The 25335-nt window shown below is 34.6% G+C and carries 22 protein-coding genes and 1 pseudogene; 16 read left to right on the top strand and 7 right to left on the bottom strand.

Annotation, left to right across the window (positions count from 1 at the left end; translation table 11 throughout):
* Positions 1 to 198 precede the first annotated feature (198 nt).
* The 6 genes from BW942_RS01455 (at position 199) to BW942_RS01425 (ending at position 7257) form a co-directional block, all read left to right on the top strand.
* The gene (locus BW942_RS01455) at positions 199 to 1569 is read left to right on the top strand and encodes a helix-turn-helix domain-containing protein (protein ID WP_000931504.1); all 1371 of its coding nucleotides are present in this window, start codon (positions 199 to 201) and stop codon (positions 1567 to 1569) included.
* A gap of 1 nt (position 1570) precedes the next feature.
* A complete protein-coding gene (locus BW942_RS01450; RefSeq protein WP_001968786.1) occupies positions 1571 to 2581 on the top strand; it encodes a hypothetical protein in 1011 nt (336 codons plus the stop codon).
* Between the two features lie 82 nt (positions 2582 to 2663).
* Positions 2664 to 3638, top strand: coding sequence for a hypothetical protein (locus tag BW942_RS01440; RefSeq protein ID WP_000466085.1), 975 nt, complete (start codon positions 2664 to 2666; stop codon positions 3636 to 3638).
* Positions 3639 to 3686: 48 nt separating this feature from the next.
* Positions 3687 to 4067, top strand: a complete 381-nt coding sequence (locus tag BW942_RS01435; protein WP_000157338.1) for a phosphatidylinositol phospholipase — start codon at positions 3687 to 3689, stop codon at positions 4065 to 4067.
* Between the two features lie 659 nt (positions 4068 to 4726).
* A complete protein-coding gene (locus tag BW942_RS01430) occupies positions 4727 to 4942 on the top strand; it encodes a hypothetical protein (RefSeq protein ID WP_000852544.1) in 216 nt (71 codons plus the stop codon).
* 866 nt (positions 4943 to 5808) lie between these two features.
* The gene (locus BW942_RS01425; RefSeq protein ID WP_029783297.1) at positions 5809 to 7257 is read left to right on the top strand and encodes an MBOAT family O-acyltransferase; all 1449 of its coding nucleotides are present in this window, start codon (positions 5809 to 5811) and stop codon (positions 7255 to 7257) included.
* Here BW942_RS01425 and BW942_RS01420 read toward each other — a convergent pair.
* Positions 7228 to 8793, bottom strand: a complete 1566-nt coding sequence (locus BW942_RS01420; RefSeq protein WP_000942520.1) for a hypothetical protein — start codon at positions 8791 to 8793, stop codon at positions 7228 to 7230. The two genes, BW942_RS01425 and BW942_RS01420, sit on opposite strands and share 30 nt — an antisense overlap.
* Positions 8794 to 9342: 549 nt before the next feature.
* Here BW942_RS01420 and BW942_RS01415 point away from each other — a divergent pair.
* The 6 genes and pseudogenes from BW942_RS01415 (at position 9343) to BW942_RS21645 (ending at position 16753) form a co-directional block, all read left to right on the top strand.
* Positions 9343 to 10935 (top strand): hypothetical protein, encoded by a 1593-nt coding sequence (locus BW942_RS01415; RefSeq protein ID WP_000057258.1) that lies wholly within the window; start codon positions 9343 to 9345, stop codon positions 10933 to 10935.
* Positions 10936 to 10986: 51 nt separating this feature from the next.
* Positions 10987 to 12036 carry an aspartate-semialdehyde dehydrogenase gene (gene asd, locus BW942_RS01410; RefSeq protein WP_000092003.1) on the top strand — a complete coding sequence of 350 codons (1050 nt, stop codon included), beginning with the start codon at positions 10987 to 10989 and terminating at the stop codon, positions 12034 to 12036.
* A 12-nt stretch (positions 12037 to 12048) separates the two neighbouring features.
* Positions 12049 to 14010, top strand: a complete 1962-nt coding sequence (locus tag BW942_RS01405; RefSeq protein WP_000892881.1) for a hypothetical protein — start codon at positions 12049 to 12051, stop codon at positions 14008 to 14010.
* Between the two features lie 38 nt (positions 14011 to 14048).
* Complete coding sequence (gene pyk / locus BW942_RS01400; RefSeq protein ID WP_000834388.1) at positions 14049 to 15509, top strand: pyruvate kinase; 1461 nt, start codon at positions 14049 to 14051, stop codon at positions 15507 to 15509.
* A gap of 274 nt (positions 15510 to 15783) precedes the next feature.
* Positions 15784 to 16140, top strand: coding sequence for a hypothetical protein (locus tag BW942_RS01395; protein WP_000906216.1), 357 nt, complete (start codon positions 15784 to 15786; stop codon positions 16138 to 16140).
* A 201-nt stretch (positions 16141 to 16341) separates the two neighbouring features.
* A pseudogene (locus BW942_RS21645) lies at positions 16342 to 16753 on the top strand (hypothetical protein).
* A gap of 1209 nt (positions 16754 to 17962) precedes the next feature.
* On the opposite strand, the gene BW942_RS01385 reads toward BW942_RS21645, so the two are convergent.
* The 5 genes from BW942_RS01385 to BW942_RS01360 all read right to left on the bottom strand — a co-directional run bounded on the left by BW942_RS01385 (position 17963) and on the right by BW942_RS01360 (position 21195).
* Entirely contained in the window at positions 17963 to 18403 is a 441-nt protein-coding gene (locus BW942_RS01385) for a DUF1761 domain-containing protein (protein ID WP_000553168.1), read from the bottom strand.
* A 1275-nt stretch (positions 18404 to 19678) separates the two neighbouring features.
* Complete coding sequence (locus BW942_RS01375; RefSeq protein ID WP_000966580.1) at positions 19679 to 20146, bottom strand: cytochrome oxidase; 468 nt, start codon at positions 20144 to 20146, stop codon at positions 19679 to 19681.
* A gap of 104 nt (positions 20147 to 20250) precedes the next feature.
* Positions 20251 to 20520, bottom strand: coding sequence for a hypothetical protein (locus BW942_RS01370; protein ID WP_000657755.1), 270 nt, complete (start codon positions 20518 to 20520; stop codon positions 20251 to 20253).
* Positions 20517 to 20900: an LBF_4227 family protein gene (locus BW942_RS01365; RefSeq protein ID WP_001085583.1), complete on the bottom strand. Its 384-nt coding sequence runs from the start codon at positions 20898 to 20900 to the stop codon at positions 20517 to 20519. The genes BW942_RS01370 and BW942_RS01365 overlap by 4 nt, the downstream gene beginning before the upstream one ends.
* A 16-nt stretch (positions 20901 to 20916) precedes the next feature.
* The gene (locus BW942_RS01360) at positions 20917 to 21195 is read right to left on the bottom strand and encodes a DUF883 family protein (protein WP_000157329.1); all 279 of its coding nucleotides are present in this window, start codon (positions 21193 to 21195) and stop codon (positions 20917 to 20919) included.
* Positions 21196 to 21433: 238 nt separating this feature from the next.
* Here BW942_RS01360 and BW942_RS01355 point away from each other — a divergent pair, with 238 nt between their 5' ends.
* Both BW942_RS01355 and BW942_RS01350 read left to right on the top strand, forming a co-directional pair.
* On the top strand, positions 21434 to 21847 hold the full coding sequence (locus tag BW942_RS01355; RefSeq protein ID WP_001104042.1) for a hypothetical protein: 414 nt from the start codon (positions 21434 to 21436) through the stop codon (positions 21845 to 21847).
* Between the two features lie 56 nt (positions 21848 to 21903).
* On the top strand, positions 21904 to 22350 hold the full coding sequence (locus BW942_RS01350) for a hypothetical protein (protein ID WP_000364367.1): 447 nt from the start codon (positions 21904 to 21906) through the stop codon (positions 22348 to 22350).
* Positions 22351 to 22753: 403 nt separating this feature from the next.
* On the opposite strand, the gene BW942_RS21355 is transcribed toward BW942_RS01350, so the two are convergent.
* On the bottom strand, positions 22754 to 23326 hold the full coding sequence (locus BW942_RS21355; protein WP_000719028.1) for a hypothetical protein: 573 nt from the start codon (positions 23324 to 23326) through the stop codon (positions 22754 to 22756).
* A 615-nt stretch (positions 23327 to 23941) separates the two neighbouring features.
* On the opposite strand from BW942_RS21355, the gene BW942_RS01335 reads away from it, so the two are divergent.
* Both BW942_RS01335 and BW942_RS01330 read left to right on the top strand, forming a co-directional pair.
* A complete protein-coding gene (locus BW942_RS01335; RefSeq protein WP_001281681.1) occupies positions 23942 to 24235 on the top strand; it encodes a 4a-hydroxytetrahydrobiopterin dehydratase in 294 nt (97 codons plus the stop codon).
* Positions 24236 to 24237: 2 nt separating this feature from the next.
* Positions 24238 to 24816, top strand: a complete 579-nt coding sequence (locus BW942_RS01330) for a hypothetical protein (protein ID WP_000938871.1) — start codon at positions 24238 to 24240, stop codon at positions 24814 to 24816.
* Positions 24817 to 25335: the final 519 nt, after the last annotated feature.

Here is a 25335-nt window from a genome sequence, read left to right as displayed (position 1 = left end):
TATCTTTGCCGGATTTGATTTGCAGAAATTTTGTTTTAAGAATTAAATAAACCGTCTTGTCTCGATCTTATTTCCAAATGGGAACATGCTTTTTTTATATTCAATCATTTATCTAAAATTGATATTTTTTCCTACAATTTCTTGTAATTTATTTAAAGTGTCGGATGTCCGACATGGCCTCTGTACTTAGTTGACAAGATGCTTAATTTTAAACATCTTTCTTTTGTGCACCCGTCTTTATTCAATCTATTCTTTTCGGAATATTCTTCCTCTAAAAGTAAAAAGGAAGATTTTTCCAATGCTTTAGATGAATGGATTCGTATTTCCAACGGAGTTTGTGGAGTTCTTACTCTGAGTTTTGACGGAGGTAAATCTTTGGAAGAAATTTCCAGCGTTGGTTATGGCGAAGACGGCTTTTTTTATTCTTTTTTATCTAGGCCTACTGGAAATTTGGATAGGCTTAATTCGAGTCCTGATTTTTTTCCATTTTGGTTTTCTTCTACTGAACATGATCTTTTTCATCCGAACTCTGTTGGTTGTTTAGTTGGTGCTATTCGAGGAGATTCTTTTTTAGAAGGTTTTTTTCTAGTCGAATTTTTAGAAAAACCTTCTGACGCAATTATTACACTTTGGGCTTTGCTTTCAAAGATAATGTCTGAGGGTCCGCGATCAAATATTTCTGTTTTGCGTGCTCATTCTTCGTCTTCGATTCGTACCGATTTTAAGAAAGAAGGTATTGGGGAGTTTTTGGCCGAGGCGTGTGGGATTTTGTCTTTACCTGATTGGCTCAAAAGTAAAAATTCTTGGGTTAGGATTTCGGGTCCTTCTGGTTCTGGAAAAAAAACTTTGGGCAAATGGTTGCATCGAAGTCTGAGTCCGGAAAAAGGAATTTTAGTCATTGGCTTTTTACCAGAACAAATTTCTAAATTGGAAAAGTCTTTAGACGAATGGATCCGTATGACCGATTCCGGTTCAATTTTAATTGAAGGTACTGAAAAATTTTCTTCCATTCATCAGAAGTTTTTTTTCAAACTTCTTTCCGAAGGTACTGTTGATTCTAGGTTGATTTTTACGGAAACTCAGGGCGTTGAATCTTTTGAAATTTTCAAACCTTTTCGGGAATTTTTGCTGCAGAGGACGATTTTTATTCCTAGTTTGGACTCATTTCATTCTCCACAAATAAATTCTTTGGTTCAATTGATTTTGGAAGAATTGAAAGAATCTATGGGCCGTGAAGATCTTCGATTATCGGAGAAAAATTTGCAAAAGATTCTTACGATGAATTTTGATAAAAATCTTTCTAGCTTGCGTAATCTTTTAGAAGAATCTATTTTGAGTTCTTCCGGTTCAGAAATTGAAATTTTAGATCGAAAAGAAATTCGAGATCGGGTTTTAACGATTCCGGATTCTGAGGATCTTGACCTCCGAACGGCGGTGGAAGCTGTCGAAAGGCAGAAAATTCTTCTGGCTCAAAAATTATTCGGTGGAAATCAGATTCGAATGGCTCGTGCCCTTGGTATTTCCAGAGGGTCTTTGCAGTACAAACTTAAACAATTGGAGATTGGTTAACGTGGATCTCGATTCTCTCTATGAAGAACGAAAAACTCCTGGCGGATTTTTAGTCAAAGTTCGTCTTGCAAAAATGACCTATGTCGTTTTTACCCAAAAAGGACCAGAGGTTCCTCGCGGTTCCAAAAATAATTCGATTGTAGTTTCGGTTCCTAGGATCGCTTTTTTGGGGTCTCAATTTAATCTTTCTCATTTTCGTTTAGGCGAATTGAGTTTCGTAAATGTAAAACAAAGTAAGCTCGTAATCCCATATCAACATTCTAATTCCGGAAACGAAGTTAGAACTATTTTTTTAAATAGTGGGAGTGATTGTGACGTTCTTCCAGTTGTGGTATATCATTTTCAAAATAGTGAAGGGTTGATTCGATCTAAAGATGAGGGTATAGAAATGCATCATCTTGTTTTGGATGAGTCTTATCCACGTCAAGATCTGATCGCGCTGAAAATTAGGTTTCCTTCTTTGAACATGTTGATCGTTCGGAAAAAAGTAGTTTCTCATAAAACTCCTGAAACTTCCACCGAACCGGATAAAGGGAAAGAATCTGGAATTGTGGATTTTAACAAAGTTCGAGCTGCAGACATTATGGATTCTGGAAATTTAAATATTCATTCCGGAAATCCTGTTTTTTTAGCTCGGATCCATTTAAGAAGAATGGATCTCGAAAAAGTAAAACAATTACTTTTAGATTTTCAATTAAAGCCGGAAGAGGTTTCTTTTATTCGAACTTTTTTTGCGGTGATGATTCGAAACGAGTTTGAAAAAGACGAGTTAAAACAAGTAAAACAAAAGCTTCTCAATTTGGACGAAGGTTTTCGTCTTGCGGAGTTAATTCTTGAAATGAAAATTCACGAATTTGAAGTGGAGCTTGAAAAAAACTTTGGACCTGAAATTGCAAGTATGTGTTATGCGCTTCTTGAAAAAGAACAGGATCGTGCACAAGAAGAAGAAAAGGGGATTATCCTTTGGGAATGGAAACTCCGGGTAAAGCGTCTTTTTCGCAAAAGCGCCTGAAATGATTTCTTAAAAAACTTTCAAAAAATACTAAAAAAAGCTTCCTTTTTCTTGAAAAACAGGCAAATTATAGAAAATTGCTATGTTTTTTAGAATCAAAACATCATTTTTGGCACGATTTTTGCTCTTATTTTTGGGGCTCGGTTTGTTCCATACATTGTACGCTTCTAAAAATGATGTTTTAGAAATTTCGGATGTTCTTGTTCATCAAACAGAAGTGAATCGTGTTTTATCGATTTCTGTTTCCGATTCACTTGTAGCTTTAGACCAAGAAGATTTCCTTGTTTTGAATTCAGATACTGTTGTCGTAACAAAAAGTAATCATTCATCGAATTCGGCTCACAGAAAAGTTTCTCCTTTGGATTTAAAAGATCAAAGATCTCCAATTTTGATTGAAAATAGGTTTTTACATTTATACGGTTTTAATTTTGGTATTCCCTTTTTCTTTTACGGGAGTTCACAAAATTTTATTTCTCCAGTGGCAGTTTTAACAAAGAATTTAGTTTCAATCTTAGAAAAAACCGATGTTTGTCTTTTTATCTTAGATAGAGGTCAGCCTTTTGATTCAAAAAACTGTATGGCCGTATTTTTATTCCAGAAAGATCCATTTAGTCCAAAACTATTTCTAACATTTGAGGATTCTCTTTTACATTCCATTGAATTAGAAAAAAAATATATAGCACATAGCAAATTTTGTTTAGTTCAAGACCAAAGATTTTGGACCAATTCTCGCCAAAATATTGTAAAAGTAGAGAGGCTGAAATTTCTGCCAAGGCTTGAAGAAAAATTTTCTACTGCAGATTGGAAACGGGAGAATGATCCATCTGTGTTTTGGCAGACCTGGGGAAGGGGTTACAACCTTGTCGATCGTTTGTCTTGGAAATTAAGAAGTGATGGGATTGTATTGGCAATAATATCCGAACCAAAGGGTCTTTCTATTAAAATTGAAATTCTTTCTTTCAATGTTCAATCATCATCTATTAATGAATCTACTCGTTTTCAAAGTCCCGCTTTTCAATTCAATAATTTCTTCTATCAGAATTCTGTTGTCGGATAAAATTCTAAATTTGTTTGTTTTTCAAGCCGCAGTTGAAAATCTTTGTTTATGGCTTCTAAAGTGAAACGGTCATCTTTTCAAAAATTGCTAAACGCGATGAAAAAGATGTCTCTTGAAGTAAACGATTATGAGATTTGCAGACGTTTAGAAACAATTATGATGACGAGTAAAGAGGATCTAAGCCAAGTTGTTGTAAAATCTCTTTTAGACAATCCGTTGGACTTTGATCCCAAAACTTTACCCGAGCCTTACGGGCAGTATATTCGACATTTTGTATATATGGTTAAAAGAAATAAAAAACAAGGTATTGATACAAATTTTGATTCGCCAATAAATAATCTTAAGCCTCCTGAAAAACAAACACAGACAACTGAGATATTAAAAATGCCTTTCAAAAAAGAAGGATCTAAAAAAGCCCCAAAACGTTAAAAAAGCCCTGTGCTGACTACAGGACAAAAAATAAAAATTTAAATGCCGGATAATCGTCATTAAGTGACGAAAAAGCTTACCAAAAAAGGGAAGGTGTTACAAGCGAGGGCTTGGGTGGGCAAATAAATAAATGTCCAAAAATAAGCATGCAATATAGACGGCATATAAAAGAAGAATACTGCGTTTGAAGACATAAAAATTAAATCAGTATTAGGAGAATTTTCCTGTAAAATTAGTATAAAAATATAAGAACTTCTATTTGTTTCTAATGCTTTTATAATTGGTGTCTCAAACAAATAGAAAAGAAAAGGAAGTATATCTTAAAATAAGTGACCAAAAATAAGCAAATGTAAATAGAGTGATTCAAATTCTTAAAAATCCTTACGGATTAGAATTTTAAAACAAACAAACTGAGAAAACTTATAAACTTTGAATAAAATAAAAATTAAAAAGACCTGTTTATTTATAGGCATTTCATTTCTATATTTTTGGGGCGTATAAGCTATCTTGTAGCAAGTAAGGCTGATTTTAAACTCACAATAGAGTGTGCACGAAACTATGCCAATTTGTCATGAGTAGTCGAAATCCATGGGGATGCAAAAGTGACAGAAAAAGGTTTACGAACTATTTGAATCTACGAAAATAGAAGCTAAAAAGTTATGGCTGAAGTAATTAAATTGCGGGTAAAATGCCACGCTTGTTCTTATATGATAGAAGGTTCTGCTAAATATGGGGCGGGACATTATGTGCCTGAAGGGGTAAATTTTGAATTTGTAGCAATCGGGAAAATAGAAACAGCAAAAGGTCGAAGAGTAAAAGCTGAAATTTCAGCAATTTGCCCTAATTGTGGAGTCGCAAATAAATGGACAATATAAGTAATCTCAAATAATTAATTAAAAATAATCTTTAATTAGCATACTCAATGATATTGGAAAGTATTATATTTTGAACTAAAATTAATCATAAAAAATTGCTTAAATTGTATATAATCAAGTTTGACGAGTATTTTACCTTAAATTAAAAGTGATATTTCGAGAAAATCATACGAATTACCATTTAAGACTAAAGTGAAAATATTAAATATAAGTTCGGCTGAATAAAGATTTTCTAAAAGTAATAGCGCATCCAATTTTAAAATTTGTTAGTAAAATCGTGACTTACGACAATTCTCACCATAAATTAATCTGTAAAATTCAAGTCCAATTTTTAGAACCATAGGTTTCTTTGTATCAGGCTCACGTTATTTTAGAAAAAACTACATAAACTCAATAAAATTTATGATTTAATTTAATCATAAAAATAAATCATAAAATATAGATTAAAAATAATCTTAAATAATAAATTAAAAATAGTTGATTTTTTGATTGCGGCACATATTCGGTACTTTGGTGAAATATTAAATAACGTGAGTTCGGCGTATGATTCATTTTTCTGAAAAAAATCAGTAACCATCGATTTTGTAAAAATGTAAGAAGTCTGTATAACTTTGAATCTAAGCCAGAAATTTATGGTTTTTTGAATGAAGATTCACATTCTAACTTTTAGAAAAAAACTTATACCCAAAATTATATGACAAAAGTGCCTATTATTTTACACTCAAATAGGCCTTGTGATAAAGGTTTGAGGAACTTAATTTTGTAGAATCGGTAGTATTATTTCATGTGATCGAATCGTAGATGCCGGAATTGTTGAAAAACGGCTGAAGAATTTTTGTTTTACCCGGATTTTGGATACGATTCAAATGAATTTTACTACTCCGCAATACTTTCTTTTTTTTGTAATCGTTTGTTGTATTCGATGGATTCTTACTTGGGTCTTTCCCAAAAAAAAATCTATCCTTCTTTATTTTTTACTTTGTGTTAGTTATTTCTTTTATTTCTCTTGGGACTACCGATTTGGAATTTTGATTCTTTTTACTACGGTTTTAGATTATTCCGTGGGAATGGCTTTGAATTTTCAAGAAACACTTTCAAAGCGAAAACTTCTTCTTATACTTTCCTTATTTGGAAATCTTTCCGTTTTAGGTTTTTTTAAATACTTTCATTTTTTTACGGATTCGTTTTTGACTTTATTTCATTCTTTAGGTTGGGAGTTTTCTGCACCGAGTTTGAAGGTGATTTTGCCGGTTGGGGTTTCATTTTATACGTTTCAATCGTTGAGTTATTCTATAGACGTTTATAGAAAACAAATTCAGGCGGAAAAAAATTTTTTCCAATATGCGTTGTTTCTTTCCTTTTTTCCTCAACTTGTCGCCGGTCCGATTGTGTCCGCGAGAATCCTTTTGCCTGCCTTACAAAATATGTTCTCTTGGAAATACATTCCTATTCGGGAAGGACTTTGGCTAATTCTTTCGGGTCTCGTAAAAAAAGCCGTGATTGCGGATAGAATCTCTACTATTTCTGACTTCGTTTATCAATTTCCAGAATCAGTTTCGACCTTTTTTGCTTGGATGGGAGTTATCTCTTATTCGATTCAGATTTACTGCGATTTTTCTGGTTATGCGGACATCGCGATTGGCTCGGCTCTTCTTTTAGGCGTTCGTTTACCTGAAAATTTTAGACTTCCTTACACAGCTACGAGTTTTTCGGATTTTTGGAAGAGATGGCATATTTCTCTTTCTGGTTGGCTTAGGGAATATCTTTATATTCCTCTCGGAGGAAATCGTATTTCGAATCTTATCACATATCGAAATCTTTTGATTACTATGATTTTGGGCGGACTTTGGCACGGAGCGAGTTGGAATTTTATCGTATGGGGTTTTTTACATGGAATTTTTCTTGTTTTGGAAAAATATGTGCAAGATTCGATTGATCTTCCTTGGAAAGAAAATTCTTTTTTAAAACGCGGTATCAACTTAGTATATCAAGTTTTTGTAATTCTTTCCATTTGTTTGATTTGGGTTTTTTTTAGATCGAGAACTTTTTCTGGATCGATTGAGCTTTTAAAAACTCTATTTTCATTTCATGGGGGGATTGAGCCGACTTATACAATGCAAAGTCAATTTTTAATGATTTTTTTCTTTGTGTTTTTGGCTACTTGGATTGGAAAAAAAGAGGAGTTATACGGGGCCTTCTCTCGTTTTAGAGAGAATCTCCCTTTGGTTTTATTCGCTTTTATAAGCGTTTTAGGTTTTATAATCGCTGTGGTTTTAACTGCAGAATCAAAACCGTTTCTTTATTTTGTTTTTTAAAAAAGGTCTGCGTAGGATCTCTTTAATTTTTTGATGATCCTTATAGAGATAAAGTTTTTTTTCTCCACATTTGGTTATAGAGAATGGTGTTCCATAAATTTCCAATACACGATCCTCTCCTAAGCCTTCCGTAAAAACCGCGATGATCCCCGGAGCATCTTTAAAATACCACTCTCTATTTGAAATCGTATGAGAACCTTCTAATGTTCCATACGAAACATGAATCGACTGAATTTTTTCTTTAGAAAAGACTCGAATCTTTTTTGAGGTCCAAAAATCGGAAATAACAATAGAAATAGGGCTTTTTCTTGTTATTTGGTCCATACACAACGCTTCCTGTGGTATCGTCCGGAAAAGTTTAAAAAACGCATTTTCGACGTTTGTTATCTTTTTTGATCCAATTATGTATAAGAAGGTAATAAAAATCAAAGGTGTTAGTATTCGTTTTGGAAATCCGGCTAAAAAAATCAAAAAAAACGGAGCTAATATTAAAGATGGTGTCGCATAACGGAGGCTATATTCATCTATATAAGATCCGGTTAGGATTGGAGAAAAAAATAGTATCGCTAAAAAGAAAAATAAAAAAGAAATCGTTTTTGTTTTTTGAATTTTTATGAAACCGACTATCAAAGAGATTAGTAGAATCAAAATTAGAATCGCGGCTATTGGTATGTTTTCTTGAAATCCGGAAAGTATCCAGGTTTGTGCTTGGGTTAAAAAAAGAGTAACGTCTTTTGTTGCCTGCATTATGGAAGTTTGGATCGAAATTCTTCCCGGTTTTTCTATAAACAAAAAAGATTTTAAAATCCTATGTAAAATTAAACCAGCAATTCCGGATATAAATAAGATCTTTGAACTTTCCGGTAAAAAGCGTTTCCATTTAGAGTCGGTTCTTGTTTCAGTAGTGAATGAAAATTGCGGTTGTAAAAATCCCGCTAATATTCCTGGAATGATCAATTCTACGATTAGAATTTGATCGGATGCGGTCGTAAAAGTGATCCATAAAGATAAAATCCATATTTTACGTTTTTGGAATGTTTTATGTATTGTCGGCCAGGCATATAACGAAGTCAAGAAAGCGCTTGAATGTATGGAAGGTAAAAATAGGATATAAAGAGCTGGAAATTTTTTTGTCATCAAAAGTATAAAAGACACTAAGACCAATACCCAAGATTTGATCTGTCTTGTTTCTTTTAGATTCAATGATTTTTGTTTTATTTCTTCTTCCGCAAAAATCCAAAATCGTTCTATTAAAATCAAGAACAAGACCGTTTGTATAAATGCGAATGCAACTAACGCTTTTTGTGCGTTTTCGAAGATCAGTAATAAAGCGGAAATGATCGGAAGGTCTGGAAAGAAATAAGGGGAAGGCGTGAAAGACCATGAAAAAAAGTCGCCTCCGTCTCTAAATACGTCCAACACAAGAGTTGGAAGATAAAGTATGTCTGAATTGAGGTATATTTTTTCCGGACTGAAGGCTAAAGAAAAAAAGAGAGAAACTAAAAATAAAACCAGACTGAGTGTATATTGTAACATTCTGTTAAAAAAGTAATACTCGATTTGTAAAACGAATCTCTTTTTGAGTCCAGTTCAAGTCAAGGGTAAAGCTAAAAAGAAGTTCCTGGACATTAAGTTTAATTCTAATAATTTGTTGTTTTGCTGATCTTTATAAAATTAAGGACTGTGAATTTTTCACTCAAACTTTGTTTGAATGAAAATGTTAGATACTCTTTATATAGTTCCAAATAGTAAAATTTTATAAAGTGACTCGGGGCCGATGTGAAAACGACTGAATATTTAAGCTAAGTAGAACATTCGATCTGTTGTGTTTGACACTACTAAAATTGTTGAAAAATTCCTTAGCAGCGATTAGCAGAATTACTTCAATCGACCATTTCATGAAACAGAAACAAGATGGAAAATTCATTTTTCAACAATTCTATTATTTGTAATAACTCACCAAGCAGAATGTCTCTTTGTGAGTCGATATTTCAGGAAATTACGTTTTCACTTTATGATGAAGGTCGCCAAACAACACTTTTACGTAGAGATTTATAGGATTTTTTATAAAAAGGAAATTATACTTTGGCTCAAATAAAAAATACGATTTTTAAAACGACTTCCAAACGAACCAATCATGGATTTATTTTAATCGTTGGGATTTTAATTTTATTTCTTTTGGATTTTTCTTTCTTCCGAGTTTTGATTTGGAAAGTTCCGAACGAATCTCCTTGGAGTTCTAATCACTTCTATAATTTTTTATACGAATATTTTTCTCTTCAAGAAAAACAAAAGAAAAATTATAGAATCCTAATCGTAGGTTCTAGCATTGCTCACTATTCTTTTGATCGAGAAGCCTTTGGGAAAGAGATTCTTGAAAGAATCGGTAAGAATGTGGAAGTAGAATTTCTTTCTTACGCGGGAATGACTCCTTTGGATGCTTGGCTTTGTCGTCAGAAAATCGTGGAGTTAAAACCAGATTTTGTAATTTTTCCGATTAACTTTATCGATTGGAGGTTACATCGTGCATATTCTCTAAATCCAGAGTATAAAAACGAAACGATTGATTCGAAAATTCTGCTTTTGGACGCGCTCGATTTTTTTGAAGCTCCTCAATCTAGATTTATCTTTCCTTTAGAAACTACGATAGAATTTTTTGCGGAACTTGGTTTTGCAAAAACCAGTGAATACATTTCTGCTTTTCTTTTTGGTTTTTATCGTTACAAAGATATTTTTTGGAAAAATCTTCGTTCTCTCTATGATCATCGTTACGGTAGAAATATTAGTTATCACGGATACAATGGAGTTCAAATTCCAGAAAGAGTAACTTCTTTGGGTTGGACTGGTAAAAATTTCTCTTTTATTCTTACAGAAAAAATGAAAACGGAAGGTTTTTTAGTTCAAATCGTACCTGAAATTCTTGCATCCGGTCCTCTCAAAATCACATTCAAAAAAAAGAATAAAGTTCAGTCCTTTTCTTTTATAGAACCCGGTTGGAAGAAAATCCTTTTGGACAACTCCTTTATGGTCGAAGATCCAAGTTTGCTAATTACTGCGGAACTTTCCTCCTCCTGGATTCCCTTTTTTGCGGTAGGAGAAAACAAGGACTGGAATTACGACCGGTTAGGGGTTCGGCTTCAACAAACCTTTGGAACCGAGATTCCTAAAAACGGTATGCAATATACTAGAGAGGAAAGGCTTGAAGATATTCGTTATTTATATATGAGTGATCTAGAATATTCTAAATATTTTAATTTTAGATTACTCGAAGATTTTGATCAAAGACCCGGGATAGGTTACTTGATTGCACTCAAGGATGCGAAACTTAGAATTCGGGAAGAAAAATTTGTTCCAGTTTTACACTTTCAATATTTGCGAAAGTTTTCTAGTTTTTTAAAAGAAAAAAAAGTCCCTCTTTGGATCATAAACAATCCTGAAAATCCGATTAGTTTAGATTGGTATGTAAAGTCAAATTGGTATAAAGATCATCTTTTATTTTTAAAAGAACTTTCGGGAGATTTAGTTTTCTTTAGTGATTTAAAAGATTCTTTGTCTATGCAGGATTTTAGTGACTATCATCATTTTACATTTCCGGGTATGATGAAAATGAGTCCAATTTACGCGAACGAATTTGTTAAAATTTCTGAAAGACAGAGTAAGAATCTTTTAAAACCATGATCTATAGCCGTATTTGGTGAATTACAGTTTGAGAGGCGTTTCATTTTATTTATGAGTAGGGTCAAAGTTGCCGTTTTAGGCGCCACTGGTTCCGTTGGTCAGAGGTTCATTCAATTGTTGGATCATCATCCTTTTTTCGAAATTACGCATCTTTGCGCTTCTGAGAATAGTGCCGGTAAAACATACGGTGAAGTAATGAAAACCCGGTGGAAAATTTCTTCCGATATTCCTGCTTATGCTAAAAATTTAGTAATCACTACTCCTGATCCTGCTAAAACGAAAGACGTTGTATTAGCCTTTTCTGGTTTAGATTCGAATGTCGCCGGTGAAGTGGAAAAAAATTATGCAAACGCCGGTATTCATATCATTTCTAATTCTAAAAATCATAGAATGGATCCGACGGTTCCGATTCTTTCTGCGGAGGTGAATTCTTCTCATTTGGAAGTTCTGACTTCTCAAAAAACGAAAGGTAAGATTATTACCAATTCGAACTGTACGATCATGGGTGTTACAATTTCTCTCAAACCTCTTTTGGATCGTTTTGGAATTGAGTCCGTTATGCTCTTTTCTATGCAGGCGATCAGCGGCGCTGGTTATCCTGGAGTTCCAACGATGGATATTTTAGGAAACGTAATTCCTCATATCGGAGGTGAAGAAGAAAAAGCGGAGATAGAACCTCTTAAATGTTTGGGTAAAGTCGAGAATGGAAAAATTTTACACGCCGATTTTTCAATTTCCGCACATTGTAACCGTGTTCCCGTTTTTGACGGTCATACGGTTTGTGTTTCCGTTAAGTTTAAAAAGAAACCTTCTAGGGAAGAAATTATTTCCTCTTGGAAAGATTTTTCCGGAGAACCACAGACGTTAGGTCTTCCTTTAGCACCAAATCCGGTTATCCTTTTTAGAGAAGAAGAAGATAGGCCGCAACCTAGGTTAGATTTAGATACCGGCAAAGGAATGACTACGGTGATAGGTCGTCTCAGGCCAGATCCTATTTTAGATTGGAAATATGTCGTTTTAAGCCATAATACAATTCGAGGAGCGGCGGGTGCTGCATTATTAAATGCAGAACTTCTTTACAAAAAAAAATTCTTGGGATAATAATGTCATTCCATGCTGGAACCTCAATCCCCTGAACTCAAAGTGGCGGATTACAATACCGCACTACAATTGACTCAGTCGCTTGAGGCCAGAAATGACTTTCAATATAAGAAAATTCATAAGCTCTTACTTATCATCTCTGATTGGACAGATAAGTTCGTAGCAAATAAAGTGCTTCCTAATGTGGATCAATTATCCAAGGAATTGGGTCTTGAGAAAGACAAGACGTTGCAATTTCTGAAAGAACTTTGTACAAAATACAACCCCCCGATCATTAAAAAAATCTGCATGGTGGATTTGAATCCTAACGGGGATATATCTGACGGTACGATCGAATCTTGTCTCAAAATGAATCCGGTATTCGCCAGGCCACAGTTGGCAGATACTTCTACAAGCCATCGTTACGTAGACGGTGTAAATCAACTTACATTCAATTCGATTTCGCGTTGGATTCGTGAAAATAGAACTTCTTTAGGTAAAAATGAATTTATTAAATGGATTCATTCCGCAATTTCGGAAAATAAACTTTCTAGTACGTACGCTTCGACGGAAATCGGTAATCTTTTTAAAGATCCATTCGACGTCAGTCCCGAATTAAAACAAATCACGATCAATATACATCTTAAACCCGTTCTGAAAAAATTGGTGGAACAAAAAGTTCTGTTCTTTTTTAGGAACGAGCAAGCGGTTAATCCAGGAAATCGTTCCGTATTTTATTATAATATTCATACAGAGATTTTAAATAGGATTGAAGCGTATAAGGTTTTTCTAATGGATCGTATCGTTCCAGAGTTACAAAAGATTGGTGCGATAGGCGTTTTATCTGACGAGGAAAAAGAAAATACTCGTTCTCTTGTCAATTCTATCATGCCATATCTAAGTCCGGCGTATGGGGATCAAAAAACAGCGGTAGAAGAATTGATGGTTCTACTTCATGTTGAAGAAGAAGATAAGGAAAAAAAAGAAAAAGAAGAGAAGAAAGTTAAGTTAGTAGAAATCGTGGATTACATTAAGTCTGCCAATCGCCTCGTGGATTTAAACTTTTTACGCTTTCGAGGCCAACAGATTGAAGAAGAAATTCGAACTTTAGTCGCCAATCACGATCAGATTCTTCATACAGAGTTTGCGGATAAAAGTACTCTTTATCATTACGTTCTTCATAAACTTGCTATTTCTGGCGCCATCGAGGCGGCGAGAAAAACCTTTGCTTCCACCGGAAACGATAACGAAATTCGAATTTTGGATCGAATGAGGATAAGGGACTTTATCGAAGATAAAGAATTAGTGACATCCTTTGATAAATTAGAAATTTCTAGTCTATTTAAATATCTTCCTTTTTTTACGAGACTTTGGAGAAATATTTTCGGAAACGTTACAGTTCATAAATCCGAAGTCGATCAAATCAAGGCTCATAATACGATCGAGTTGAATAAAAAGATCGTGGAAGTTAGGAGTAAAAAAATTCAAGAAGATGCGACTAAGCTCGCCGAGAAAAGACTAAAAGAAAAAGATGCTAAGGAACTTGCGGAAAAAAACGTTCGTAAACAGCAAGCTGCAAATCTAAAACAAGAAAAAACTCAAACTACTCCTAAGGAAATAGATCCACAAGGTGCAAAACTTCTAGAAAGAATTTTAGATATTTTAGACGACTATTGGTCCAATCAACAATATCCGGATAGAAACATTCTTTTGTATGAGATGGATGGGGAAATAGACGAAGACGGTTTGATCAATTTTCTTAAAAAATTCGGGAAAAATGATATTTATTCTTTTATGGTAAGAAATCAGGAAGATAAATATACATTTCCGATTTTGATTACGAAACGTTATTTAAAGAAAAAAGGAAGGGAGCTTTTGGAAAAAGCTTCTTCGGTCATAGACGAACAAAAAAACGCGAGTATGCCCGATCAAGACTTGTTTGACTTTTGTATTTCTCTCGAAGCCTTTCTGCGTAAAACCCTACCTAAAATCTGAATTGTCCTAAGTTGCGCTTTCCCGAATAAAGGTATTTCATGAAGAGCGAATCCTCCGTTTTTAGAAAAACCAAAATCATCTGTACGATTGGTCCTGCGACCTCAGATAAAAAAATGATTCAGGCTCTTGCCGAAGCCGGAATGAACGTGGCACGATTAAACATGTCTCACGGAAACCACGATTTTCATAGAAGTATCATTCGTAATATTAAGTCCCTCAATAAGGACGTGTTGAAAAATCCGATTGCGATTTTACTCGATACACAAGGACCGGAAATTCGAACTGGAGATCTTCAAGTAGATCATCTGGATTTAAAAGTAGGTGAGACCTTTACCTTTCATATCATTCCGGGGGAAGAATCTGAAGAACAATCCGTATTTGTAAACTATAAGGATATAGTTAAAGATTTAAAAGTAGGCGATCCAGTAACCGTAGATAACGGTTTAATCAATCTTGTAGTAGAGGAAATCAATGATTCTGCTCTTAAGTGTAAGGTGTTAGACGGTGGAAGACTAGGTTCTAGAAAACACATTAATCTTCCAGGAATTCGGGTTAATCTTCCCTCGATCACTCCAAAGGATCATAAGGATATTCTATTCGGATTAGAAGAAGATGTAGATTTTATTGCACTTTCTTTTGTTCGTTCTGTGGAAGACATTAATCAATTAAAACAAATTATAGAAGAGAACGATGGACACGCGCAGATCATCGCTAAGATAGAAGATCAAGAAGCGGTGCGTAATATGAAAGAAATCGTGGAAGCCGCAGACGGTGTGATGGTTGCGAGAGGGGATTTGGGGGTTGAAGTTCCAATTGAAGAATTGCCGATCTTGCAAAGAGCTATCATTAAAGAATGTGCTCTCAAAGGAAAAAGGGTGATCGTAGCAACCCATCTTTTAGAATCTATGATTCATAATCCTTCGCCTACGAGGGCGGAGGTGACCGACGTCGCTAACGCGATTTATGAAGAAGCGGACGCGATTATGCTTTCTGGAGAAACCGCGGCCGGTAAATTTCCGATTCGTTGTGTGGAAATGATGGATAAGATCGCACAACGTGTAGAAAAGACTGGCGGTGTAGATTACGTTAAGGATAAAATTCCACAGGATAAAAAAGAGCAGATGGCAAGGGCGGCTGCAAAACTTGCAGATTCTTTAAAGTGTCCGGCGATTATAGTAATTACAAGAAGAGGGACCACCGCGTTGAACGTGGCGGGTTTTCATCCTCATTATCCTTTGATTTATGCGTTTACGAATATGACAACTGTTAGGCGAAAGCTCTGGTTGACTCGAGGAGTGATTCCGCATAGAATCGATTTTTCCAAAGATCCGGAAAAGACGATTCGACTCGCGATCGAAACTTTGAAGAAAACGGGAAGGATCGAGGATGGGGATCAAGTTGTGATTCTGTCAGACATCATCGCGGGCGAAGATCGTGTGGAAACGATTCAGATTCGAGAAGTAAAAACGTATTTTAATGTGGAAGTGGAAAAACTTTGAAATTAAGAATTCCTTTAATTTTATCTTCCTCATTTTTAAGCTGTTGTCTGTAAAAATCGAAAACCTTTTGATTTTTAATATGCTAATACCAAATCAGTAATAGAGTTTTTGAAAAATTCCCTATTTCCGATTAACAAAACTGCTTCAATTGCCCGTTTCCATAAAATAGAAACAGATGGAGAATTAATTTTTCAACAATTCTAATGAAGTACAATATCCTACACACTAAATTTTATTTTGTAGAGTTCGATTTTTGAAAAAACTTTTTCTAGTGATGCTGATCTTAATAGTCGGTTCTCCGTTCGTGAGTCGAGCTGAAAATACAATATTATTAACCTGCGTCGGCCTCATCGGTAAAGAAAATCGGATCGTTGTACTTGAAAATATAAATTCTACATTGCAAATGCAGGTTAAAATAGATTCAACAACGGTCTATGTGAAAAATGTTACTCGTTCTACTTTGCCGGATCGAATTGTTTTTGAATCAGAGAGTTTCAAGAATTTAAGAAACGCACCTTCTGGTCTATTTCTTCAGGTATGGAAAAGTGATATGGGAGGATTCACCGGAGAGTTTTCGGAAATCTCTTACCTCCCTCAAATTGAGATGGGTAGCGTTGTTGTCTGTAGATAAATCGAACAAGCAAAGAAGTACGGTTGTCTCATGTCATACTTGCGTAAGTTATCCCGGAGAGTAATTCCCATTATTTTCTTAAAGAAATCGTTGAACGTCGACTTGACTTCAAATATAAAGGTTTGATTTTCCGATTCGTTGTGTGTAATGGATTCAGATTCGAGAAGTAAAAACGTATTTTAATGTGGAAGTGGAAAAACTTTGAAATTAAGAATTCCTTTAATTTTATCTTCTTCATTTTTAAGCTGTTGTCTGTAAAAATCGAAAACCTTTTGATTTTCAACATGCTAATATCAAATCAGTAATATTTCGTAATCATCAATTTGAATTTCGTAAAAGTTTAAAAACGGAATCTGAGATTACAGAATTTAAAAGCCAATTGATGTTTCTTGAGAGGGTTACTGGAATTCCTCAAAATTATGGGGAGAATTGGACACACAAGATTGACATTGAAGCAGTAGACGACGATCGCAGAGTTTATAGTGGTAGATAGCTTTATGATTCTCGTGAAGGTAATTTTGCATATCTTAATTATCAATTAGAGCCACGGTTTAAGCTGAAAAACTATAAAGAATTTAATGAATATTTAATTCAAATAGGCGTTGTCCCATAAAAATCCCTGCGCTTTGAGTATATTAAAAAAACATAATGTCATTTTTTATATCAGAACCCGTCGAGCGCCCATAGAAGCGAGGCGCCTGAGTTACCAGCTTGATCTTTCTGGCAAAGTAAAAAGAAACTAAAGTGTCTCGCTCGAAATGTTTTGGGACACATTGTAAATCATTTCATGATTTCTTAAATTTATAACTGAGTTTAAAGCCATTTACAATGGTTATCAGTAAAGTTCGTTTGATCAATTGGAAAAATTTCCTATAAGTTGGTTGTGTATATATGTGCTTTTAAAATTGTAAATGTGTAATTAAATAAAAATCAAATTAAAGTTGGGATCTGAACTTTACAGATCGATTCTTTCAATGTGGGAACTACCACAGTTTATAAAAATTGAATCTGTCGTATTCAAGTGTGCGAAACTACCAACAAAACTTAGGTTGTCTCTAAAAATGATGTGGGAACTCTCACAAATCATGATTTTACGAACAAATTCTAAAATTCTAGGAACTCATACTTTTAGAAAATTTTTCTTACGTCGAACTCAGATTAAAATGGGATTTAAATTTTGGTGATGGTCATAAAGCAGCGGTTTTATACAAAAATCTGATAGGATGATGTGTTCTTTTTGTACTTTATAGTAGTTCATACAATTTCAAAGTTTAACTGGTAAATCCACGATTTGTGAGAGTTCCCACATTTATTTTTTTACGAAAGAATTGACGTAAGATAAACAGATTTCTTACGTCTAACTCACGTTAGTTTACTATTCTATGAACTAAATTTGGGGCATTTACTTGTCTTGATAAACTGATTTGTTAAGTTTTTCTAAAATCATCTTTAAAAGCTTCAGTATTTGAATTCACATTTTTATCAGAACTTATACCGATTTCAGGATAATTACCACTCAGGCGCATGAAAATGGCACCAGAAATTAACCGTCGATTTTATAAAAATGCAGAAGTCCTCAAAAATTACATCTAATCTGAAATTATTGGCCTTTTTTAAAGTAAGTTGTATATTCTAAATTTTGAAACAAGCTCATGGTAGTATTATTTTCATTTGTCCGAATCGTAAAATCCACATAGTCTTAGATTGTGACTGGTTCTCGTATTAATGCGTTCCGTTTAATTGTCTTTCCCTCACATTTATTTCTAAAATATATTCCAATAATTTAAAATTCAATTGAAACAAATGCGAGGAAAAACGGGAATCATCTCCAGTAAGAAAGAATCATCGCAACTGCTTGAAGAGCGATTAAGTTGTAACCAGCACCGATGAAAAAAAATCTCCAGGATCTGCCTTCGAAAGCGACCATATTGAGAAAAACGGGAAGATAGAATCCGATCCAAGTATAAATTCCGGAATAGAATCCGTATACCCAGGCGGCTTGGTCTTCTCCCGCGTTCCAAGAAGAGGCCCTCCATACGTTCGTAGTGTAAAACAAAACATAGGCGGTGAAAAACGAACCGATTACCATAATTCCCATCGCTTTGAACACTTCCTTTTGTTCGGGTTTGAAATCTAAAGGAATATTCATCTCCTTTCTCCAAGCCTTACCGAAGATCGGTCCGTACCAAAGAGATCCTATGATGAAGTTGACAATAACCGCGACTAATACCGCTAAAAAGTTGATATGTAATTCTGGATGCATAATTATTTTTCCTTTTTAAGGAAATATTCGTAAAATGGAATGAAGCTGGTGTCAAGTTCTTCTTTCGAAGAATTCAAATCAAAAATTTTCTTAGTTATTAATTTTCTAATAATTATCTTTTCAGAAATCATAAAGTTTTTTAATTTAGAGCTTTTCCTAAAACTTCGAAAGACATAAAAATAATCCTTTAGAAGTTTTTAATAAAGTGTGGTAGTTCCCACGTCTTTCGCAGTTTCAAATAAACTTTATTGTTTTAAATTCACCTAGGGCTTTCTACATCCTTGTGAAACTCAATAAACATCTTTCTACAGGGCGGTGGAGACTCAGCGTCTAGCTTCTATGGGTGCTCGACAGGTTTGGGGATAGATTCTTAAAAAAATTCAAATACTTTTGTTTAGAAAATTAAAATTATCTAATGCTTTTGGCCATAGTTTATAGGATATGATTTAAATTTACATCGAAAAATCTTAATTGTCCTTTGCAAGGAATCGGAAAAAACAGTATTGGATCTTGCAAAGCATAACCATATTGCCAATGAAAAATTTTGACTTAGATTCCGCTATACAGCTGGAAAGGATTGTATGTTCAATAACACATCTTCGATCAAAATTTTCAATTACAAAGACCAGAGTTTGCTGAATTAACTTTAAACCTTTATGATCAAATTTGAGACTTACATGAATTAGAGTTGTTGAAAATTCAATAATGAAGATTAACAAAACTACTTTAACGTGAATTTGGTATAACAAATGCGAAAGCGATTATTATGCTGCGATTTGTAGAAAAGCAGCATTGAGTTTTCCCTATTTTTAGGTGGGGGACGGAGGTGGTAAGGTTCGGAAAATTTTTCTCTATCAGAAAAACATACTTTTTGCAAGTAAAAAGACTCATTCTTGTCGGAACACTTGAATGTGCCTTCTGATTCTAAAATCCTATTCAATTTGTGGGTTGGTTATGGCTCTCTACGGATTGTGTTTGAAACTCAGTAAAACGCTTTCCTATGGGTCGCGTTTTAGGTCGTGAGCCATTTAAACTATGAAACCCGCAGCTGTTGCGATGCAACTCAGCGAATGCCTCTCTAAGGATCGGCATTCAGGGAGTCGTTACATTGAGTTTTTATTCACCCAGATTTCCTTACGCCGAACTCACGTTACTTCAATTGTCCATTTCAATGAAACCGAAACAAACAGAGAATTTATTTTTCAATAATTTTCTTAATAATCGTCCTCGGAAATTAATTTTCGAAAACTGCTTCAGAAATATGGCGCAAACATATTATGCTTGTTTTAAGCGTTTTTTATAATAGATTAAAAAAAGAAATATCGCGATACCATAACAAGGAATAGCCCAAGCAATCCATAACAATCTTAAATGCCACATTTGGATTCCATCGAACAAATAACCTCCGCATTCATAATCGACATATAGATTATGAAAGGGTATAACAGGAACAAAATAAGTCAGCACATCGGCAGCATGATAAAATCGTTCCCTTAAAAAAATATACCACAAGGAATTTCCTAACGCGCCAATTATGAAAAGCAAAAGTAAAAATTGGAAAATACTTTGTAATTTAGACATTAAATTAACTCTACTCCAGTGAAACAGAAAGGCAAATCCTGTTATGGTAAGGGAACTTACTATAAAAACGACTGCGAAGGAAATTCCTCCAAAAATGATATAAAAAAATAATTCTATGAACTGTTGCAAAAGAGTATCAATTAAAGTATTCATATAAAGCATTTAATAAGTTGATTGAATCTTATACAATTAATTGGCGTCATGAATTTCCAAACTTTGTATTTTCATTATATAATCTCAAATACTTATCCGGAATCGTATTAAAGTTATTGAAATTTATTTTCTTCCGTTGAATTTACGTTATCCGAAACTTTCAAGAAAGATTGAAGAAATTCTCCCATCCCTAACTTTTCGAGTGCATCTAAAACCATACCAGTATAGTTGATTGAAGATTGGAACTTTTCGAACTCCAAACGCACTCTAAGTTTCTGGATATGTAGATAGAGTTTCAATTCTTCTAAGCTCATATCGGAAGGACTTTTTCCAAGAAATTGATCGCTTCCTTCAAATGGATTAAGATCCGGAAATTCTTTCATAACCGATCCTTTATCTTAAAAGAAGAGGCTGCGAGCCAAAGAAAAAAGAGAGAGAGGAAAAAACTCACAACCCCAACTCCTAAGCTGGAGAGTAAAAGATCTCCTCCTGAGATTCTATGTAAAAAAACAAAAAAGGCTCCTAAAAAGCCTAAAGAACCAAATGCAAGAAAAAGGAATCCGATCTTCAAAAAAATGTAAGCTTGAATTCCCGCTTGAAATCTTTTCGTTAAGAATTTTTGTCCGTAGAGAAGAAGGGTTTGGAAGTATTCCAAAATGGAATCTACCAAAGCGAGAAAGTGCGATTTGAGATCGTTTCCTCTTTTCGTATATTCGTCGTTATACGATTCCTTTGTGGAATCTGATTTTCTTTTTTTTGCCATTGGTTGAAACGATATTTTATTTTCTGCGGATGAGCATTCCTACAAGCAGTCCGATACCAAGTCCTACTCCTAGTCCGATCAACGCCGCTTTTTGTGGATTTTCTTTGATATAAGCTCCGGTCTCGTCAATGATTTGTTTAGCCCTTTCGGAAGTGTCACCGGAGATTTGTTTGATTTTTTCTTTAAAATCAGATACGTGTTCCAAATATTCTTCGCGGGCTTTTCCGGTGATTTTTTTTGCTTTGTCTTTTAAAGACTCTACTTCCTCGTTAAAATCTTCCGTTTTGGATGCCATTGTTTGATTCCTCCCGATTCTTTTTCTAAGTTTTCCGTTGAGGAATCAACTACTTTCGTCGTTTTGGAGGTAGGTTTTTCTCTCGAATTTTGAGGTCTAATAAAAAGGATGGAAAAATTCATCTAAGAAAAAACGAAATGTCTCTAATGATTGAATCCTAAAAGAGTTTCTATCAGATGGAAACGTTTCAAGGTGAAAAATTTTTTGCAAAAAATCATCCTAAAATCGGGACAAGCGTATGAATTGGATTATGAAATTGATTCGTCTGAGAAGACGTCAAAAACAAAGAATCTTCAATAAAGCCTACAGACAAGCGTTGAAGTTAATGAAAAAAGAATTTAAGGCAGAGAGAGATCGTCATCTACAAGCCGAAAAAGAACTGGAAAAGTATTATAGAAAAGACGTGGACAGCGAGGCTAAAAAAACCAGAAAGAAAATTCAAGAATTAGATAATTTTAAACTCTTATTGGAAAGAAGAGAAATGGAGTTAGATTCTAAAATCGTATTTTTAAACGAACAACTCCAAAAAATAGAAGAATTAAAAGCTAGAATGGATGGAGCGGTCAATCTGATGGCAAGAGCCGGTTCTCTTTCTAATGGTGCTATAGACGACGCTGAAAAAATCAAACAAACTCTCAAAAAAGTTTTTTAAGTTAGACGAAATCTTTGCTGATTGAAACAAATTTATCATTTTGATTTTAGAGTGAAATGGATCTTAAAGATCGATGTTTTATTTTAATGCTTCAGAATGGAAAGCAACGAATGAGTCGGAAAGCACAAAAAGGAGTTTTAATCGTCAGCATCATACTTTTTGTCGTGTCCTTGTTTACTCCTTCGCTTGAAGAACTTAATTTCGGTACCCATCGCGAGATAATGCCTGGTTATTTAGTACTCGCCTGGGGATGGAATGCTATGATCTTTTTTCATCCTGCGTGGTGCGCTAATATCACCTGGGCCGTTGGCAACATTCTTTTCTTCAAGGAAAAGTATCGCGCCAGCTTTTACCTGAGCATACTGACGTCGTTACTTTCGTTAGACAGTTATGCGTATCCCGCCAAAATATACCTTGGTTTTTATCTATGGAATGTTGCGGTAAATATACCTTTGGCGGTCGCCCTTGCTGCTAACCGACTGAAACCAAAACCTGGCGACTGAACTCTCAATGAAATTTATACTTCCGATCATTTGCCTTTCACTCCTGGTGTTTTGTTCCTGCAGTTCGGGCAAAAATGAAATTCAGTCTGCGGAAAACACCACGGCAATTTCGGCAATAGCCGTCGGGGAATTATTGTTAGATTGGTATATTAAAATAACGTGAGTTCAACGTAACAAAATCGGGCGAATCCGGCAGCCATAGGCAGCCGGACCGGGCTCTCCGCTCTGGTCAAGTTATTGTGAAATTCCAAAACCAGATTAAATTTTTATAAAATACCAATAACTTAACCTTACAACGCGCCTCATAGGAAGCGTTGTGCTGAGTTCATTCATCGATCCCTTTCGCGTTATGCTGAATGAACTTTCCGAATTCTAAAAGTATTTTAAATGACGAACTTGTGGATCAAAGAATCGAATCCTTCATAAGAAATACCTGATCAATGATCCAACGGCAAGTATTCAGATCTTCCGTTTGTGCTACTAACGCGTCAAGTTCGCTGGACCATCGAATTCTTTTTCGATTTCTGCGGGCCGCCAGTTTGAGTTTGTCCTCTATTATCTCGTTATCCAAGCTTTCTTGATCCAAAATTTCGTCGGATACGTTAGACGCGATTTGAAAGTATGTTTTTTCTAAAGTTGTAATTTGTAGTATGTCGATTCCACGATAGATCTCTTCCAGTTTGACGTGTTTCGTTTTCGACGAAACGGATTCCCGTCGAATGAATCTGCATCCTATGAAAGGATTCTCAACCGCAAATCGGATCCAAACATCCCGATATTCCAGATCACCTGGAATAGTGAAACGTTTTAGAGACCGAAGCGGTTTTAGGAAATCCGGACCGAATGGTCGCGCGTTCAAAATCGTAAGCGATTCTAGAGTATTCGCGCGCGCAGAAAGTAATTCGCCGAATTTTTCGTCGATATGTATATTAGAAACATATAATTCTCGGATCGGCGCGTCTTGAATTGCGGCCAATCCAGCATTTGAAGAGGTGATTTCATATCGGGTTTGAATTGGCTGGTAAGAGACCGAAAATCATCTCGAGGCGCCGACATCGCCGCGCGCCAACGAGAGACCTTTGGGTATTCCAATCGATAAAGCGCATAATATTCCTCGAACGTCGCGTCCGCAATCGCTTCTGCGCTTAAAGGCAAACCTCCATAAGTCGTTTCGTGATATTTGGTCGGATCGACGGTTTTGGATATGATTTCATGTATATACGATTCCTCTCCCGTCTGATTTGATTATCTATAAAAAAATATAAACCGACATATTTTATTACGCGAAATCCGCTTGTCTTTGTTATAAGCGGTTTCTTGTTTTGATAAGAATGGAGCGACGCGTCGCAATTATCATAGCTTGATTTTTGAAGGAAGTTAAGATAAATCTTAAGGTAAAACTGAGTAAGGCAATTTTATCTAAGAAAAAATTTTCGTCTTTAATGGTAATGGACGCAATTTTTGTTTTAAAATTTTGCCGATTTTACGCCGATTGATTCCATTGTTATTGAATTACGATCCCTCTCGGATTTTATTTATAGATTGCATCCTAGTCGAAAATAAAACGACAACACTTTGCGGGAGATCTTTTATGAGTGATTTAAATAACGCAGACTTAGAGCTTTTCAAACAAAAAGGCTGGGAAATCAAATTTCGAACAGAAATACCGTTATTATCTAAAACTTTTCTCTTTCCAACTTATTTGAGCGGGTTGGAGTTTGTAAATTCGCTTGCACATATTGCTGAAAGATTGGACCATCATCCGGATCTTTTTCTAAGTTATCGAAAAGTCACTGTGGAAATTTTTACACATTCTAAAAATACAATCACCGATTTGGATCTTCGTTTTGCGGAAGAAACCGAAACAATAATACGCCAGGGCTAAAAATGTTACAATTTTTGAATACGATTGAAGTTAATCCCTATGACTATTCTGAAAAAGAGTATGATATACCGGATACAACTAAAATTGAAAATCCGGAAGAATGGAATGAATTTTGGCTTCAGTGTATCTCCGATCGGAATTTAGGAAATTTAAAGTCGATTTATCAAGGTTCTTATTTAGTGGATATAAGAACAATCGACGACTTAGAATTAGAAACCATTTTAAAAACGGAACTAGAAGAAGTTAAATTTGACGAATGTGAAGATCAAGTTGGAAGTTTGGACGGAGGAATTGTTATAAAAAGTGAAAATTCAATTATCATAACTCCTATGTGTTGTGGAGATATTGGGAATCTTAGAGAATGGGAGAAAATTTTAGAATCACAAAACAACATTTGGAAACAATTGTGGATCGGACATCCTTGGATATTTTACAGAAGAGCGAATGGATTTATAGAAATTTCAAATTATACAGAATCCAATCTTGACGATTTTAATGATATTCAAGTGGAATATAAATTAACCGAAGAAGAATTTTTTTTAGAATTAAAAAAGATAAGAGAACAACAGGATGAGTTCTAAAACCGAATCTATCGAATATTAGATAAGATGAAAATTAACAAAGCAAAAGAAATTTCAAAATTGTTGACTGGAAACCTATAATTACAATAAAACTATGTCTTTATTGTAATTTCGCTTTTTCAATTGAGCCGTTAATTTACTCAGTGGTTTAGAGGCATTTCGTTTTTTCCAAAAGAACATTTTTAAAAGTCTGAAATCAAATGTTTATCTATTCTTTACTTAGACCGAATTCACATTAGATTTTACTTATAGAAAGTTCTATAACTTACCAATTGACATCAGAGACAAAACGTATATCGTAAAAAAAATACACTCATTTTTGATAAATCACGTGAGTTCGGGAATTTATGGTTCATTTTTCTAAAAAAGTTGTGATTTCGATTTCTAAAACGTGGGAACTTGCAAAAATCACGATTTGACGAATATGTAGGAGCTCATACTTTTAGAAAATTCTTCTCGTTTTTTTATATCTAACTCACGTTATTTAGTCTTCCTTGAAAAATGTCCAAAAGGTGAATA

This window comes from Leptospira interrogans (assembly GCF_900156205.1).
Lineage (GTDB): Bacteria > Spirochaetota > Leptospiria > Leptospirales > Leptospiraceae > Leptospira > Leptospira interrogans.
The sequence above is the reverse complement of the archived record's forward strand: the minus strand, read 5'-3'. Positions and strand labels throughout refer to the sequence as shown.

Coding starts and splice junctions, on each gene's coding strand:
- BW942_RS01420 (WP_000942520.1), bottom strand. CDS start 8,793: ATGTTACAATATACACTCAGTCTGGTTTTATTTTTAGTTTCTCTCTTT.
- BW942_RS01350 (WP_000364367.1), top strand. CDS start 21,904: ATGGATCTTAAAGATCGATGTTTTATTTTAATGCTTCAGAATGGAAAG.
- BW942_RS01385 (WP_000553168.1), bottom strand. CDS start 18,403: ATGCATCCAGAATTACATATCAACTTTTTAGCGGTATTAGTCGCGGTT.
- BW942_RS01360 (WP_000157329.1), bottom strand. CDS start 21,195: ATGGCATCCAAAACGGAAGATTTTAACGAGGAAGTAGAGTCTTTAAAA.
- BW942_RS01365 (WP_001085583.1), bottom strand. CDS start 20,900: ATGGCAAAAAAAAGAAAATCAGATTCCACAAAGGAATCGTATAACGAC.
- asd (WP_000092003.1), top strand. CDS start 10,987: ATGAGTAGGGTCAAAGTTGCCGTTTTAGGCGCCACTGGTTCCGTTGGT.
- BW942_RS01395 (WP_000906216.1), top strand. CDS start 15,784: ATGCTGATCTTAATAGTCGGTTCTCCGTTCGTGAGTCGAGCTGAAAAT.
- BW942_RS01375 (WP_000966580.1), bottom strand. CDS start 20,146: ATGCTTTATATGAATACTTTAATTGATACTCTTTTGCAACAGTTCATA.
- BW942_RS01430 (WP_000852544.1), top strand. CDS start 4,727: ATGGCTGAAGTAATTAAATTGCGGGTAAAATGCCACGCTTGTTCTTAT.
- BW942_RS01455 (WP_000931504.1), top strand. CDS start 199: ATGCTTAATTTTAAACATCTTTCTTTTGTGCACCCGTCTTTATTCAAT.
- BW942_RS01425 (WP_029783297.1), top strand. CDS start 5,809: ATGAATTTTACTACTCCGCAATACTTTCTTTTTTTTGTAATCGTTTGT.
- BW942_RS01435 (WP_000157338.1), top strand. CDS start 3,687: ATGGCTTCTAAAGTGAAACGGTCATCTTTTCAAAAATTGCTAAACGCG.
- BW942_RS01355 (WP_001104042.1), top strand. CDS start 21,434: ATGAATTGGATTATGAAATTGATTCGTCTGAGAAGACGTCAAAAACAA.
- BW942_RS01335 (WP_001281681.1), top strand. CDS start 23,942: ATGAGTGATTTAAATAACGCAGACTTAGAGCTTTTCAAACAAAAAGGC.
- BW942_RS01405 (WP_000892881.1), top strand. CDS start 12,049: ATGCTGGAACCTCAATCCCCTGAACTCAAAGTGGCGGATTACAATACC.
- BW942_RS01370 (WP_000657755.1), bottom strand. CDS start 20,520: ATGAAAGAATTTCCGGATCTTAATCCATTTGAAGGAAGCGATCAATTT.
- pyk (WP_000834388.1), top strand. CDS start 14,049: ATGAAGAGCGAATCCTCCGTTTTTAGAAAAACCAAAATCATCTGTACG.
- BW942_RS01440 (WP_000466085.1), top strand. CDS start 2,664: ATGTTTTTTAGAATCAAAACATCATTTTTGGCACGATTTTTGCTCTTA.
- BW942_RS01330 (WP_000938871.1), top strand. CDS start 24,238: ATGTTACAATTTTTGAATACGATTGAAGTTAATCCCTATGACTATTCT.